The sequence below is a fragment of the Streptomyces sp. CY-1 genome (genome assembly GCF_047218265.1).
Classification (GTDB): Bacteria; Actinomycetota; Actinomycetes; order Streptomycetales; family Streptomycetaceae; genus Streptomyces; species Streptomyces niphimycinicus.
The window spans coordinates 4,089,635-4,104,255 of the sequence record NZ_CP178393.1 but is presented as its reverse complement, the minus strand read 5'-3'; the positions used below and the strand labels follow the sequence as shown (position 1 = coordinate 4,104,255).

At 68.7% G+C, this 14,621-nt stretch carries 12 protein-coding genes; 9 read left to right on the top strand and 3 right to left on the bottom strand.

Translation table 11 applies throughout. The annotated features are described in order from the left end of the window. Positions 1–53: 53 nt before the first annotated feature. Positions 54–710, top strand: coding sequence for an ATP-dependent Clp protease proteolytic subunit (locus ACK1X7_RS17860; protein WP_385142128.1), 657 nt, complete (start codon positions 54–56; stop codon positions 708–710). 182 nt (positions 711–892) lie between these two features. After that, positions 893–2,179 (top strand): ATP-dependent Clp protease ATP-binding subunit ClpX, encoded by a 1,287-nt coding sequence (clpX, locus tag ACK1X7_RS17855; protein ID WP_059145704.1) that lies wholly within the window; start codon positions 893–895, stop codon positions 2,177–2,179. Between the two features lie 105 nt (positions 2,180–2,284). Here the strand turns inward: clpX and ACK1X7_RS17850 are convergent, their stop codons facing one another. From ACK1X7_RS17850 to ACK1X7_RS17840, 3 genes are read right to left on the bottom strand one after another with little or no spacing between them, the layout of a single operon-like run. Further along, complete coding sequence (locus tag ACK1X7_RS17850) at positions 2,285–3,127, bottom strand: hypothetical protein (RefSeq protein WP_390793197.1); 843 nt, start codon at positions 3,125–3,127, stop codon at positions 2,285–2,287. A gap of 58 nt (positions 3,128–3,185) precedes the next feature. Further along, complete coding sequence (locus ACK1X7_RS17845; RefSeq protein ID WP_385142134.1) at positions 3,186–4,166, bottom strand: hypothetical protein; 981 nt, start codon at positions 4,164–4,166, stop codon at positions 3,186–3,188. Positions 4,167–4,219: 53 nt separating this feature from the next. Beyond that, the gene (locus ACK1X7_RS17840; RefSeq protein ID WP_390793198.1) at positions 4,220–5,185 is read right to left on the bottom strand and encodes a hypothetical protein; all 966 of its coding nucleotides are present in this window, start codon (positions 5,183–5,185) and stop codon (positions 4,220–4,222) included. Between the two features lie 117 nt (positions 5,186–5,302). Between ACK1X7_RS17840 and ACK1X7_RS17835 the strand changes: the two genes are divergently transcribed. From ACK1X7_RS17835 to mreC, 7 genes are all read left to right on the top strand, one after another. Beyond that, on the top strand, positions 5,303–7,936 hold the full coding sequence (locus ACK1X7_RS17835) for a valine--tRNA ligase (protein ID WP_398160002.1): 2,634 nt from the start codon (positions 5,303–5,305) through the stop codon (positions 7,934–7,936). A 255-nt stretch (positions 7,937–8,191) separates the two neighbouring features. Beyond that, the gene (locus ACK1X7_RS17830; protein WP_385142143.1) at positions 8,192–9,646 is read left to right on the top strand and encodes a peptidoglycan D,D-transpeptidase FtsI family protein; all 1,455 of its coding nucleotides are present in this window, start codon (positions 8,192–8,194) and stop codon (positions 9,644–9,646) included. A gap of 190 nt (positions 9,647–9,836) precedes the next feature. Next, positions 9,837–11,342: a bifunctional tetrahydrofolate synthase/dihydrofolate synthase gene (gene folC, locus ACK1X7_RS17825; RefSeq protein WP_390793201.1), complete on the top strand. Its 1,506-nt coding sequence runs from the start codon at positions 9,837–9,839 to the stop codon at positions 11,340–11,342. A gap of 1 nt (position 11,343) precedes the next feature. Continuing rightward, positions 11,344–11,697, top strand: a complete 354-nt coding sequence (locus ACK1X7_RS17820) for a DUF4233 domain-containing protein (protein WP_361503324.1) — start codon at positions 11,344–11,346, stop codon at positions 11,695–11,697. Positions 11,698–11,772: 75 nt separating this feature from the next. Next, a complete protein-coding gene (ndk, locus tag ACK1X7_RS17815) occupies positions 11,773–12,186 on the top strand; it encodes a nucleoside-diphosphate kinase (RefSeq protein ID WP_078641414.1) in 414 nt (137 codons plus the stop codon). A 321-nt stretch (positions 12,187–12,507) separates the two neighbouring features. After that, the gene (locus ACK1X7_RS17810) at positions 12,508–13,527 is read left to right on the top strand and encodes a rod shape-determining protein (RefSeq protein ID WP_014060693.1); all 1,020 of its coding nucleotides are present in this window, start codon (positions 12,508–12,510) and stop codon (positions 13,525–13,527) included. A 148-nt stretch (positions 13,528–13,675) separates the two neighbouring features. Beyond that, positions 13,676–14,620: a rod shape-determining protein MreC gene (gene mreC, locus ACK1X7_RS17805; protein WP_385142149.1), complete on the top strand. Its 945-nt coding sequence runs from the start codon at positions 13,676–13,678 to the stop codon at positions 14,618–14,620. The last annotated feature ends 1 nt before the right edge of the window (position 14,621 follow it).

Below are 14,621 nucleotides of genomic sequence, written 5' to 3'. Positions count from 1 at the left end.
TCCCGCTAGCCGACCTCCAGCCCCCAGATCGCCACAGGATGGTGAAGACCCAGATGAGCAACTTCCCCGGCAGCGGCCTGTACAACGGCCCGATGGCCGAATCCCGCTATGTCGTTCCGCGTTTCGTCGAGCGCACCTCCCAGGGCATCCGCGAGTACGACCCGTACGCGAAGCTCTTCGAGGAGCGCGTGATCTTCCTGGGCGTCCAGATCGACGACGCCTCGGCCAACGACGTGATGGCGCAGCTTCTGTGCCTGGAGTCGATGGACCCGGACCGTGACATTTCGGTCTACATCAACTCTCCCGGCGGCTCGTTCACCGCGCTGACCGCCATCTACGACACGATGCAGTTCGTCAAGCCCGACATCCAGACGGTCTGCATGGGCCAGGCGGCGTCCGCCGCGGCCGTGCTGCTCGCCGCCGGTACGCCGGGCAAGCGGATGGCCCTGCCCAATGCCCGCATCCTGATCCACCAGCCGTACAGTGAGACCGGGCGTGGTCAGGTCTCCGACCTGGAGATCGCGGCCAACGAGATCCTGCGGATGCGCGCGCAGCTCGAGGAGATGCTGGCCAAGCACTCCACCACGCCCATCGAGAAGATCCGCGACGATATCGAGCGGGACAAGATCCTCACGGCCGAGGAGTCCCTGGCGTACGGTCTTGTCGACCAGATCGTTTCCACCCGCAAGACGTCGGTCGGTCTCGGCTGAATCTTCGGTGGCGACACCTCCCTTGGACCGAGTAGGTCCAAGGGGGGCCCGAACCGGGGGCCCGGCAAGGTACCGTCGTAGAGGGCTGGGGGCCCCGGCCCACGGGAAAAGAAGCAGAAAGCGCAGCGCAAGCACCCGGTTCCGCGCAGCAAAGCGGATCCAAGGCGAAGGGGAAGCACCTCGTGGCACGCATCGGTGACGGCGGCGACCTGCTCAAGTGCTCGTTCTGCGGGAAGAGCCAGAAGCAGGTGAAGAAGCTCATCGCGGGCCCGGGTGTGTACATCTGCGATGAATGCATCGATCTCTGCAACGAGATCATCGAGGAGGAGCTCGCCGAGACCTCCGAAGTGCGCTGGGAGGAACTCCCCAAGCCGCGCGAGATCTATGAATTCCTCGAGGGCTATGTGGTCGGCCAGGAGGCCGCCAAGAAGGCCCTCTCGGTCGCCGTCTACAACCACTACAAGCGGGTCCAGGCGGGCGAGAACGGCGGTCACAGCCGGGACGACGGCATCGAGTTGGCGAAGTCCAACATTCTGCTGCTCGGCCCCACCGGCTCCGGCAAGACCCTGCTGGCGCAGACCCTCGCCCGGATGCTCAACGTCCCCTTCGCCATCGCCGACGCCACCGCGCTCACCGAGGCGGGCTATGTCGGCGAGGACGTGGAGAACATCCTCCTCAAGCTGATCCAGGCCGCCGACTACGACGTCAAGAAGGCCGAGACGGGCATCATCTACATCGACGAGATCGACAAGGTGGCCCGTAAGAGCGAGAACCCCTCGATCACCCGCGATGTCTCAGGCGAGGGCGTTCAGCAGGCGCTGCTGAAGATCCTGGAAGGGACCACGGCGTCGGTGCCGCCGCAGGGCGGCCGGAAACATCCGCATCAGGAGTTCATCCAGATCGACACCACGAATGTACTGTTCATCGTGGGCGGTGCCTTCGCCGGTCTGGAGAAGATCATCGAGTCGCGGGCGGGTGCCAAGGGCATCGGCTTCGGCGCCACGATCCGCTCCAAGCGCGAGATCGAGGCGAGCGACCAGTTCCAGGAGGTCATGCCCGAGGACCTGGTGAAGTTCGGAATGATCCCGGAATTCATCGGCCGTCTCCCGGTCATCACCTCGGTCCACAACCTGGACCGCGAGGCGCTGCTACAGATCCTCGTCGAGCCGCGGAACGCGCTGGTGAAGCAGTACCAGCGGCTGTTCGAACTCGACGGTGTGGAGCTGGACTTCGACCGTCCGGCCCTGGAGGCCATCGCCGACCAGGCGATCCTGCGCGGCACCGGGGCCCGGGGCCTGCGCGCCATCATCGAGGAAGTGCTGATGTCGGCGATGTACGAGGTGCCGTCCCGCAAGGACGTGGCCCGTGTCGTCATCACCGAGGACGTCGTGCACTCCAATGTGAATCCCACGCTGGTGCCCCGCACCCGGGGCACCGAGCCGGGCGAGCGGCACGAGAAGAGCGCGTAGACGCCCCGCACGCGTAGCCGCCCCGCGGAGGGCATACGAAGAGGGCCCCGGTCTCCCGGGGCCCTCTTCGTGTCGTACGCGCCCTGTGGGCGTCTTACGGGCGGTTCAGGCGGGCTTGCGGGTGTCCTGGTAGATGCCCGCGGTCACCTTGGCGAAGGACTCCATGTCGGCGTCGGAGGCCGAGGTGTTCTCCGCGTTGACGTCGAGCACCATCGCCGCGTCCGTCTCCTCCGCCCAGACGCAGGCCGGGGCGTAGATCCGGTCGTAGAGCTTGACCACCTCGCACTCCACCGAGGGGCCGTCAGCGCCCTCCGGCTGGAACCGCTTGCGCTTCTCCTCCACCGAGGGGGAGCCGTCGCCGCCCGCGAAGCCCTTGAACATCTCGTCCCGGACCGCCTCCGGGTCGCTGATCTCGCCGTACATCCCGGAGAAGGCGAGCCCCGAGTTGTCGTCGTCCGACCGCTTGTACTGGGCCAGTACCGAGGTCGCGCCCTCGGGCATGCTGCCCTGCACGCTGGTGCCCTCGTTGTCGAGGTCGTCCGTGCCCTTGTCCAGCGTGTACGTGCCGTCGTCGAGCGTCTTGGGGGTGACCAGCTTCATCGACTTCGGACCGTCGTCGCCGCCGGACAGCACCACGGCGCCGGTGACGATGGCGCCCACCACCACGAGCCCGGCCACCGTCACCGCGATGATCTTGGTGCGGTTGCCGCCCCCGCCGGCCGCGGGCGGCGCGGGGTAGGGCGGCTGGCCGTAGGGACCCGCCTGCTGCGGGTAGCCATAGCCCTGCGGGGGCTGCGCTTGCGGATAGCCGTAACCCTGCGGCTGCGCGTACGGGTTGGGCTCCGCGGGCTGCTGCTGCCCTCCGCTGTACGGATTGGGCTGAGCGCCCCCGTACGGGCCGGGTCCGCCACCGTAGGGCCCCGGTGGCGGTGGCTGGTTGTGGCTCATGGCTGTGGGGGTCCCCCTCCGGATCGGCTGTGGCCTGTGAACTGGGCGGCCCGCTCGGCTACTTGATCTCGACGCGCGCGTCGTTGCGGACCTTCGCGGTGATCTCACCGGCCTCGTCGAGCGACATGCCGTTGCCGGACAGCGCCGCGGCCGCGTCGGAGACGACCACATAGCCCACCGTGCTGTTGTCCCCCCACATGCAGATCGGGATCGTGAACCCCTTGCTGGGTATGCCGCTGGAGCTGGAACCCTCGCCCGGGGTGAACTTGGTGTTCTGGCACTTCATCACGGCGTTCTCGAAGCCACTGGGCGACACCGACTCCGGGCTGCCCACCAGCTCGGCCTTCATCCCGCTGCTGGTCGAGGAGTCCTTCTCGGCCTCCTGGGCGATCTTCGCGAAGGCGCCGTCGACGACCGACTCCGGGTCCTTCACCTCGCCCCAGACCCCATTGAGCTGGAGCTTCTTCACGCTCATGCCCTCGCCGGACTTGTACTCCGCGCTCACGGGCTCGGGGTTGCTGACGCCGAACTTCTCAAAGTCGTCCGCGTCCGAGGAGGTGAGCCCGCCGCCGGAGCCGGAGGACTCCTTGGTGTAGTCGCCGGCCACCGTCTGGGGGGTGGTGAGCTTGTACCGCTTGCCGTCGTCGGCGACCTTACCGCCGCCACCGCCGCCGTTGTCGTCCCCGCCCTGGATCACCAGGACGCCGCCGACGATCGCGGCCACCACGACCACCGCGCCGATCGCGAGCCACAGGCCCTTCTTGTTGCCGCCGCCCTGGCCCGGGTCCGGCTGGTACGGGCCCGGCATGCCCGGCTGGCCGTACGGCTGCTGCTGGCCGTACGGGTTCGGGGGCTGGCCGTAGGGGCCCGGCTGCCCCTGCGGCTGCCCGGGGTAGCCGTAGCCCGGCTGCGGCGGCTGTCCGTAGGGACCCGGCTGCTGCGGGTAGCCGTAGCCGGGCTGGCCGGCCGCACCACCTTGTCCGTAGGGACCTGGCTGCCCGGGCTGCTGGCCGTAGGGGCCCGGCTGGTTGTAGCTCATCTTTATCCCTCGTTGGTGAAACCGCTGTTGTGTTGCTGTTCGCCGGTCGCCGGCTAGCCGTCGATCTCGACGCGCGCGTCCTTGCGCACCTTGGCCGTGAGGCCGGCGGCGTCCTCAAGGGACATACCACCGCCGAGAACCGCGGCCGCCGGGTCCGCCATGACTGTGACGCCCAGGGTGTCCTTGTCGCCCCAGACGCACGCGGGGGCCTCCATGGATCCCTGATCCGAGGTGAACTTCATGGACTGGCACTTCAGGACGTCCCCGTCGAAGCCGTCCGGGGAGAACGTCTGGGGGCTGCCCTTGGCCTGCGCGGTGCCGTTGTCCTGGAGCGTCTTGACGATGACCGCCAGGGCGAGGTCCGCGCCCCGCGCCGGGTCGGTCACCTCGCCCCAGACGCCGGTGAACTTCAGCATCTCCTTGCCGGAGGTCTGGTAGTCGGCCGCCACCAGATGCGGGTCCTTGACGACCGGCACCTGCTGGAGGTCCTTCCTGCCCGCGGCCGACAGATCACTGTCGTCCGTGCCCGAGCCCTGGCGCTCGTAGTCCGCGGCCACGGTCTTGGGCGTGGACAGCTTGTACGGGCCGGTGCTGCCGCCGCCGAACAGCATGAACGCCCCCGCCCCGAGCGCCCCCACGACCACCACCGCGCCGACCGCGAGAGCCACCTTGCGGCCCTTACCGCGGCCACCGGCGGCCGGTCCCTGGGGCGGCGGCCCCTGGGACGGCGGCACCTGGGGCCCGCCGTAGTAGCCCGGGCCCTGCTGCACGGGGCCCTGCTGGGGCACGGGGCCCGGCTGGGGAGGCTGGGGCGGCTGCCCGTAGGGGTTCGCGGGCTGAGGATGTCCATAGCCGCCGGACCCGCCGTAGGGGCCCGGCTGACCGTAGCCGCCCTGCGGCTGCTGGCCGTAGCCCGGTGTCTGCGCATACGGATTGGGCACCGGCGGCTGGCCGGCGCCGTACGCCCCTGGCTGGCCCCCATAGGGGCCGGGCTGCGGCGGCGGCTGCTGATGGCTCATGTGCCTCTCCTTATGCGCATGACAGTTCCAAACATCCTTCCCGACGCCCCAGGGAGCCTTGGCCCCGGGGCCACAACGGGTTCGTAACGGAAGGCCGCGGCCCTTTAGACTGCGGAGGTGACCGAGAACTCTTCGCAGCGCCCCGCGAGCGGGCCGAACAGCCACCCCGAACTGCCGACCCAGTACGCGCCGGCCGATGTAGAGGGGCCGCTGTACGAGCGCTGGGTAGAGCGCGGTTACTTCGAGGCGGACGCGAAGAGCGACAAAGAGCCCTACACCATCGTCATCCCGCCCCCCAATGTGACCGGCTCGCTCCACCTCGGCCATGCCTTCGAGCACACGATCATCGATGCGCTCACCCGGCGCAAGCGAATGCAGGGCTTTGAGACGCTCTGGCAGCCCGGTATGGACCACGCCGGTATCGCCACGCAGAACGTGGTCGAGCGCGAACTGGCCAAGGAGGGCGTCTCCCGCCACGACCTGGGCCGCGAGGCGTTCGTCGAGCGCGTCTGGCAGTGGAAGAGCGAGTCCGGCGGGCAGATCTCCGGCCAGATGCGGCGGCTGGGCGACGGCGTCGCCTGGAACCGCGAGCGCTTCACCATGGACGAGGGGCTCTCCAAGGCCGTCCAGACGATCTTCAAGCGGCTCTACGAGGACGAGCTGATCTACCGCGCCGAGCGCATCATCAACTGGTGCCCGCGCTGCCTTACGGCCATCTCGGACATCGAGGTGGAGTACGACGACGATGACGGCGAGCTCGTCTCGATCCGGTACGGCGAGGGCGACGGGTCCATCATCGTGGCGACGACCCGCGCCGAGACGATGCTGGGCGACACCGCGGTCGCCGTCCACCCGGACGACGAGCGCTACCGCCATCTGGTCGGCACCGAGATCGAACTGCCGCTCACCGGCCGCCGGATCCCGATCGTCGCCGACGAGCATGTCGACCCCGAGTTCGGCACCGGCGCGGTCAAGGTCACCCCGGCCCACGACCCGAACGACTTCGAGATCGGCCAGCGGCACGGCCTGCCGAACCTGACCGTCATGGACGAGCACGCGGTCATCACCGCCCACGGCCCCTTCCAGGGCCTGGACCGGCTGGAGGCGCGCAGCGCCGTCGTCGGCGCGCTGCGCGCCGAGGGCCGGATCGTCGCCGAGAAGCGCCCGTACACCCACTCCGTGGGCCACTGCTCGCGCTGTAAGACGACCATCGAGCCGCGGCTGTCCATGCAGTGGTGGGTCAAGGTCGGCCCGCTGGCCAAGGCCGCGGGCGACGCGGTCCGCGACGGCCGGGTGAAGATCCACCCGGAGGACATGTCGAAGCGCTACTTCGACTGGGTCGACAACCTCCACGACTGGTGCATCTCGCGCCAGCTCTGGTGGGGCCACCGGATCCCGGTCTGGTACGGGCCGAACGGCGAGGTCGTCTGCGTCGGACCGAACGAGGAGCCGCCGAGCGGCGAGGGCTGGCACCAGGACAGCGATGTCCTGGACACCTGGTTCTCGTCCGGCCTGTGGCCGTTCTCCACGCTCGGCTGGCCCGAGCGGACCGAGAGCATGGAGAAGTTCTATCCGAACTCGGTCCTGGTCACCGGCTACGACATCCTCTTCTTCTGGGTCGCCCGGATGATGATGTTCGGCCTGTACGCGATGGACGGCACCCCGCCGTTCCACACCATCGCGCTGCACGGCATGGTCCGTGACCAGTTCGGCAAGAAGATGTCCAAGTCCTTTGGGAACGCGGTCAATCCGCTGGACTGGATGGACACCTACGGCTCCGACGCGGTCCGCTTCACCCTGGCCCGGGGCGCCAACCCCGGGGTCGACGTCCCGATCGGCGAGGACTGGGTCCAGGCGTCCCGCAACTTCGCCAACAAGATCTGGAACGCGACGCGCTTCGCGCTGATGAACGGTGCGACGGTCGAGGGTGAACTGCCCGCCCCCGAGCGGCTGTCCGCCACCGACCGCTGGATCCTGTCCCGGCTGAACGAGGTCGTCGCCGAGGTCGACGCGTACTACGAGGACTACCAGTTCGCCAAGCTCTCCGACGTCCTCTACCACTTCGCGTGGGACGAGGTCTTCGACTGGTATGTCGAGCTGTCCAAGACCACCTTCGCCAAGGGCGGTGCGGAGGCCGACGCCGCGCGGCGCGTCCTCGGCGAGGTCCTGGACGTCACGCTGCGGCTGCTGCACCCGGTGGTCCCGTTCGTCACCGAGAAGCTGTGGACCTCGCTGACCGGCCAGGAGTCCGTCGTCATCGCGGAGTGGCCCGGCGACAGCGGCTTCCGGGACGAGGCGGCCGAGCGGGAGATCGAGAACCTCCAGCAGGTGGTCACCGAGGTCCGCCGGTTCCGTGCCGACCAGGGCCTCCAGCCCGGTCAGCGGGTCCCGGCGAAGCTGGAGCTGTCCGGCACCTCGCTCGCCGCCCACGAGGACGCGATGCGCTCCCTGCTGCGCCTCCAGCCGGCCGGTGAGGACTTCACGGCCACTGCCTCGCTGCCGGTCGCGGGCGCGACCGTGGCGCTGGACCTGTCCGGTGCGATCGACGTCGAGGCCGAGCGCAAGCGGCTGGCCAAGGATCTCGCCGCGGCCGAGAAGGACAAGGCCCAGACGACCGCGAAGCTGTCCAACGAGGGCTTCCTGGCCAAGGCACCCGACCATGTGGTGGAGAAGATCCGCACCCGGCAGGCGACCGCCGAGGCCGATATCGCCCGGATCACCGCCCAGTTGGCGGCCCTCCCCAAGGGCTGACAAGGATTGACAAGGGCTGACCGAGCGCTGGTCGAAGGCTGACCGAAAGCCGATCGGCACTGATCGCACGAAGCGCCCCCGCCGGATTCCGGCGGGGGCGCTTGGGTGTGTGCGATGTGCCACAGACGCCCGCGGAAGACTCACAAACGCCCCACAAACACCTCACAGGCCCCGCACAGCAAGGCCCCACCGGGAACCAAACACCTGCTTCCGGGAGTTCTCCGGCAGTACGTCCCGGAAGGAGCTCCACCCTCCATGAACAAGCCACTGCGAAGGGCCTCCATTTTCTCGCTTCTGCTCGTGCTGGCCCTGCTCGCCTGGGCCACCTATGTGCAGTTGGCGAGAGGCGACAGCCTCCGGGACAACACGCACAACAGCCGTGTGGCCATCTCCCAGTACGCCGGTCCGCTGGGCGACATCCTGGTCGGCGGCAAGCCGGTCACCGGCTCGGCCTCCACCGACGGCGATCTGAAGTACAAGCGCACCTACACCGATGGCAAGCTGTGGGCCCCGATCACCGGCTACGCCTCCCAGTCCTACGGCAGCACCCAGCTCGAGGCCCTGGACCGGCAGGTGCTCGACGGCTCCGACAGCCGGCTGAAGAACCCGCTCGAGGCGGTGACGCGGGAGCGGTCCAAGCCCGGCGATGTGATCACCACGATCAACCCGGCCGTCCAGAAGGCCGCCTATGAGGGCCTGGGGAACAAGACGGGCGCGGCCGTGGCGCTCGACCCCACGACCGGCGCCGTCCTGGGCCTGGCCAGCACGCCCTCGTACGACCCCGGCAGCTTCGCGGGCTCCTCCACCAAGGACCAGAAGGCATGGCTCGCGCTGCAAAAGGACAAGAAGCAGCCGATGCTGAACCGCGCGCTGCGCCAGACGTACCCGCCGGGCTCGACCTTCAAGGTCCTGGTCGCCGCCGCGGCGCTGGAGAACGGGCTGTACTCGTCGGTGGACGAGCCGACCAAGAGCCCCGATCCGTACCGGCTGCCGGGCACGGTCACCGACATGCACAACGAGAACCGGTCGGCGCCCTGTAAGGACGCGACGATACGCACCGCCCTGGAGTACTCGTGCAACACGGTCTTCGCCAAGATGGCCGTGGACCTGGGCCAGTCCAAGGTGGCGGCGCAGGCCGGGAAGCTGGGCTTCGACGACTCCAAGCTCGACATCCCGGTGCGCGCCGCGAAGAGCCTCTACCCGAGCGGGATGAACGACTCGCAGACGGCCCTGAGCGGTATGGGCCAGTTCGATGTGACGGCCACTCCGCTCCAGATGGCGATGGTCACCTCGGCCATCGCGAACGACGGCAAGCTGATGACCCCGTACGAGGTCGACCGCACCACGGACGGCACCGCCTCCGCCCTGGACCGTAACCAGGCCAAGACCTACAACGAGGCGATGTCCAAGCACACCGCGTCCGAGCTCCAGTCCGCGATGCGGACGGTCGTGGACCAGGGCACCGGGACCAACGCGAAGATCCCCGGGGTGACGGTGGGCGGCAAGACCGGCACCGCCCAGCACGGTGAGAACAACAGCGCCAATCCCTACGCGTGGTTCATCAGCTACGCGGACGCCGGCAACGGCCACAAGGTCGCGGTCGCGGTGGTCGTCGAGGACAGCGACGCGGCCCGCGCCGACATCTCCGGCGGCGGTCTGGCGGGGCCGATCGCCAAGTCGATGATGAAGGCCGCACTCGGCGGCGAGTGAGCCGAAGGGGCGCGTCGCTGTCGTAAGGGAGAGCGCGCGCAGGGAGCGAGGAACGAGTGACCGAGCACGGTCGACCGTCGACAGCGACTGGAGCGCCCCGGAGGCGAGCCGCCTTGTCACAGATACCGGGTCGTGACCCCGGGGATGGCGCTGGCCCGGCTTGTCACCCCTGCCTCGTAGACTGGTCGGCGTGAGCGAGGAGCGCCCCCAGAACGAGTCCGACGAGTTCGAAGAGATCGTCGAAGCCGAGACCGACCGTGACCCCGATCTGGCGGTGATCGAGGCCGGCAGCCGGACGCTGCGTGCGCAGTCCGGGCCACCGCAGGGAGACGGCATTCCCTCCCGCCCGGCCGACCCCGAGGTGGACCGAGCCCTGCGCGAGGTGGAGGGCGAGCTGGCCAAGCGCTGGCCGGAGACCAAGCTGGACCCGTCGCTGGTGCGCATCGAGTCGTTGATGGACATCCTCGGCTCGCCGCAGCGGGCCTATCCCTCGATCCACATCACCGGCACCAACGGCAAGACCAGCACCGCCCGGATGGTCGAGTCGCTGCTGGGCGCCTTCGAGCTGCGCACCGGCCGCTACACCAGCCCCCATGTCCAGTCGATCACCGAGCGGATCAGCCTGGACGGGGCGCCGATCTCCGCCGAGCGGTTCATCGAGACGTACCAGGACATCCAGCCGTACATCGAGATGGTCGACGCCCAGCAGGAGCACCGGCTGTCCTTCTTCGAGGTGCTCACCGGGATGGCGTACGCGGCCTTCGCGGACGCGCCCGTGGACATCGCGGTGGTCGAGGTCGGCATGGGCGGCTCCTGGGACGCCACCAATGTGGTCGACGCGGGCGTCGCGGTGATCATGCCGATCTCGCTGGACCACACCGACCGGCTCGGCACCACTCCCGAGCAGATCGCCACGGAGAAGGCCGGCATAGTGAAGCAGGACGCCACCGTGGTGCTCGCGCAGCAGCCGGTGGAGGCCGCCTCCGTGGTGCTCAAGCGCGCCGTCGAGGTGGACGCCACGGTCGCCCGTGAGGGCATGGAGTTCGGTGTGCTCTCCCGTGAGGTGGCGGTCGGCGGTCAACTGCTGACCCTGCGCGGCCTCGGCGGGGAGTATCCCGATGTCTTCCTCCCGCTGCACGGCGCCCACCAGGCGCATAACGCGGCGATGGCGCTGGCGGCCGTCGAGGCGTTCTTCGGCATCGGCTCCCAGCACGCCCGCACGCTCGATATCGACACGATCCGTTCCGCCTTCGCCTCCGTGACCTCGCCGGGCCGGATGGAGGTCGTGCGCCGCAGCCCCACCGTGGTGCTGGACGCCGCGCACAACCCCGCGGGCGCCCGTGCGGCGGCCGAGGCGGTCACCGAGTCCTTCGACTTCAGCCGGCTGATCGGTGTGGTCGGGGCGAGCACCGACAAGGATGTGCGCGGTGTGCTCGAAGCCTTCGAGCCGATCTTCGCCGAGGTCGTGGTGACCCGCAATTCCAGCCATCGCTCGATGGACCCGGATGAGCTGGCCGCGATCGCCGTCGAGGTCTTCGGCTCCGATCGGGTCCAGGTCGAGCCCCGGCTGGACGACGCCCTGGAGGAAGCCATCACCCTGGCGGAGGAAGAGGGCGAATACGCCGGAGCGGGTGTTCTGGTGACCGGGTCGGTGATCACGGTCGGCGAGGCCCGGCTGCTTCTGGGAAGGGGCTGATATGCGGACGCTGTGCGCTTCCACCCTCATCGGTGAGTTCTTTGTGATCGGCTTCGCCGGGCTCGTCGCGATGAAGACGTCCGGGCTTTCGACGGGCACCGTCTGGACGGTCAGCGGGATCGCCATGGCGCTGTGTGTGCTGCTGTGCGGGATGCTGAGCCGTCCGGGCGCGGTACAGATCGGCTGGGCCCTTCAGATCGGCCTGGTGCTGAGCGGCTTCGTGGTGACCACCATGTTCGTCCTCGGGGTGGTCTTCGCCGCGCTGTGGTGGGCCTCGGTCCACTTCGGCCGTAAGGTCGACGAGGCGAAGGCGCGGTTCGCCGCGGCCTCGGCCGCCTCGCCTGACACTGCGTGACGTGGCCCTCGTTCACCCATGTAGCCTCAGCCTCACAGCGCCACCCGCACGCCATTTCCCAAAGGAGCCCGCACCGTGAGCCAGCGCACGCTCGTCCTTCTCAAGCCCGACGCCGTCCGACGCGGTCTGGTGGGCGAGATTCTGGGGCGGATCGAGAAGAAGGCGGGCTGGACGATCAGCGCCCTCGAACTGCGTCAGCTCGACCGTGAGGTCCTGGAGCAGCACTACGCCGAGCATGTCGGCAAGCCCTTCTACGAGCCCCTGATGGAGTTCATGGCCTCCGCTCCGGCCGTGGCGCTGGTCGTCGAGGGCGAGCGGGTCATCGAGGGCGTCCGGGCGCTGGCCGGGCCGACCGACCCGATCGCCGCGGCACCCGGGTCCATCCGTGGCGATTTCGGCACCATCGTTCGGGAAAATCTGATCCATGCCTCGGACTCCGAGGAGTCGGCCGAACGGGAAATCAAGATTTTCTTTCCCGGGCTCGCCTGATCCCGATCCGATCGATACTGATCGGCCATCAGTTTGATCATCTGCTTGCCACACCCCTGCTGACCTGGGGGCGGCCGAATTGCCCGGCCGCCCTTCGGCATATGCGAGCCGATCGGGGGAACGCATCTCCGCGACACGACGTCACCATTAGAGGAGGCGGGGTCGTGTTCTGCTGACAATGGCGGAGGACCCCCGCAGCGTGTTCGAGCGGGCGTGACTACGATGAAGCCTCCGCGCCTCGCAGCGCACACCCATCCTGCCGACCTCTAGCAAGCAATCGCTCCAGCAGGGAAGGCCTGACGTATCCTCATGGGGAACAACATGTCGTTCATCGGCCGTGACATGGCTGTCGACCTCGGGACCGCCAACACGCTGGTGTACGTCAGGGGCCGCGGGATCGTCCTCAACGAGCCATCCGTCGTCGCCATCAACACCAACACCGGCGGAATTCTCGCCGTGGGCGCCGAGGCGAAGAAGATGATCGGCCGCACCCCTGGCAACATCGTCGCTGTGCGTCCGCTCAAGGACGGCGTTATCGCCGACTTCGAGATCACCGAGCGGATGTTGCGGTACTTCATCCTGAAGATTCATAAGCGCCGCTATCTCGCCCGGCCCCGTGTGGTCGTCTGTGTTCCCTCGGGTATCACCGGAGTCGAGCGTCGTGCCGTCATCGAGGCGTCCACCCAGGCGGGCGCCCGCCAGGTGCACATCATCGAGGAGCCCATGGCCGCGGCCATCGGTTCCGGCCTTCCGGTCCACGAGGCCACCGGCAACATGGTCGTGGACATCGGCGGCGGCACCACCGAGGTCGCCGTCATCTCGCTGGGCGGCATCGTCACCGCGCAGTCCATCCGGGTGGCGGGCGATGAGCTGGACAACGCGATCATCCAGCACATCAAGAAGGAGTACAGCCTGCTGCTCGGCGAGCGCACCGCCGAGAACATCAAGATCACCATCGGCTCCGCGGCCGAGAGCGACGAAGAGGAACACACCGAGATCCGCGGCCGTGACCTGGTCAGCGGCCTCCCCAAGACCGTCGTGATCTCCGCCGCCGAGGTCCGCAAGGCCATGGAGGAGCCGGTCAACTCGATCGTCGACGCCGTCAAGACCACCCTCGACAAGTGCCCCCCGGAGCTCTCCGGCGACGTCATGGACCGCGGCATCGTGCTCACCGGTGGCGGCGCGCTGCTGCGCGGCCTGGATGAGCGGCTGCGCCAGGAGACCGGGATGCCGATCCATATCGCCGAGGACCCGCTGGACTCCGTCGCGCTCGGGTCCGGCAAGTGCGTGGAGGAGTTCGAGGCGCTCCAGCAGGTGCTGGACGCCCAACCCCGCAGATGACAATCCGGCGAACCGGCCGTGCGGGTGGTTGGCTGCCCGTGCGGCGGAACGCTGATATACAGGCATAAGGCTCCCCAGGACCGGCCGGTCACCACATCACCGGCACCGGCACCGGTCCGACTTCGACGAGGAAGGCACGTCGCCGCACGTGAGGGACACACGAGAGAGCCGGCTGCTCCTGGTGCTGCTGGTCGCCATCGCGTTCGCGCTGATCACGGTGGATATCCGCGGCGGCGAGGACTCACCCCTCGACGGCGCCCGTCAGGCCGCCGCCTCCGTCTTCGGGCCGGTGGAGGACGGCGTCGCGTCCGCCGTCGACCCGGTCGGCAACGCCGTCGCGGCCGTACGGGAATCCGGTGACCGTCACGACCGGGTCCGCCGCCTGGAGGAAGAGAACACCAAACTCAAGCAAAAGCTCGGCAACGACGCCCGTAACAGCGCCCGCTCGGCCGAGCTCGACAAGCTGCTCAAGACCGCCGGCGCCGGCCAATACGGCATCAAGGGCGCCCAGGTCATCGGCATCGGCGCCGCCCAGGGCTTCTCCTGGACCGTCACCCTCGACATCGGCAGCAACGACGGCATCCGCCGCGACATGACCGTCATCAACGGCGACGGGCTGGTCGGCCGGGTCACCACCGTCGGCTCCTCGACGGCGACCGTGCTGCTCGCCATCGACCCGGACTTCACCGTCGGCACCCGTATGGAGGGGTCGGGCGAGCTCGGCTTCGCCACCGGGCGCGGCGACCGTTCGCTCCATGTCCAGCTCCTCAACGGCAAGGCCCGGATCAAGCAGGGCGACCGGATGGTCACCTTCGGCTCCCAGGCGAACAAGCCGTTCGTCCCCGGAGTCCCGGTCGGCAAGGTCGTGCGCGTCGACCCCACTGGCGGGGATCTCACCCGCACGCTTCAAGTGCGCCCGTATGTGCGGTTCAGCAAGCTGGACATCGTCGGGGTCGTCGTCCAGCCGCCGCGCGGCAACCCGCGGGACACCGTGCTGCCGCCCAAGCCCGCGAAGCCCAAGCCGACGCCCACGGTCACCGTCACGGCCAACCCCTCCGCCACCGCCACGAGCCCGGCCGCCAACAGGAGCTGAC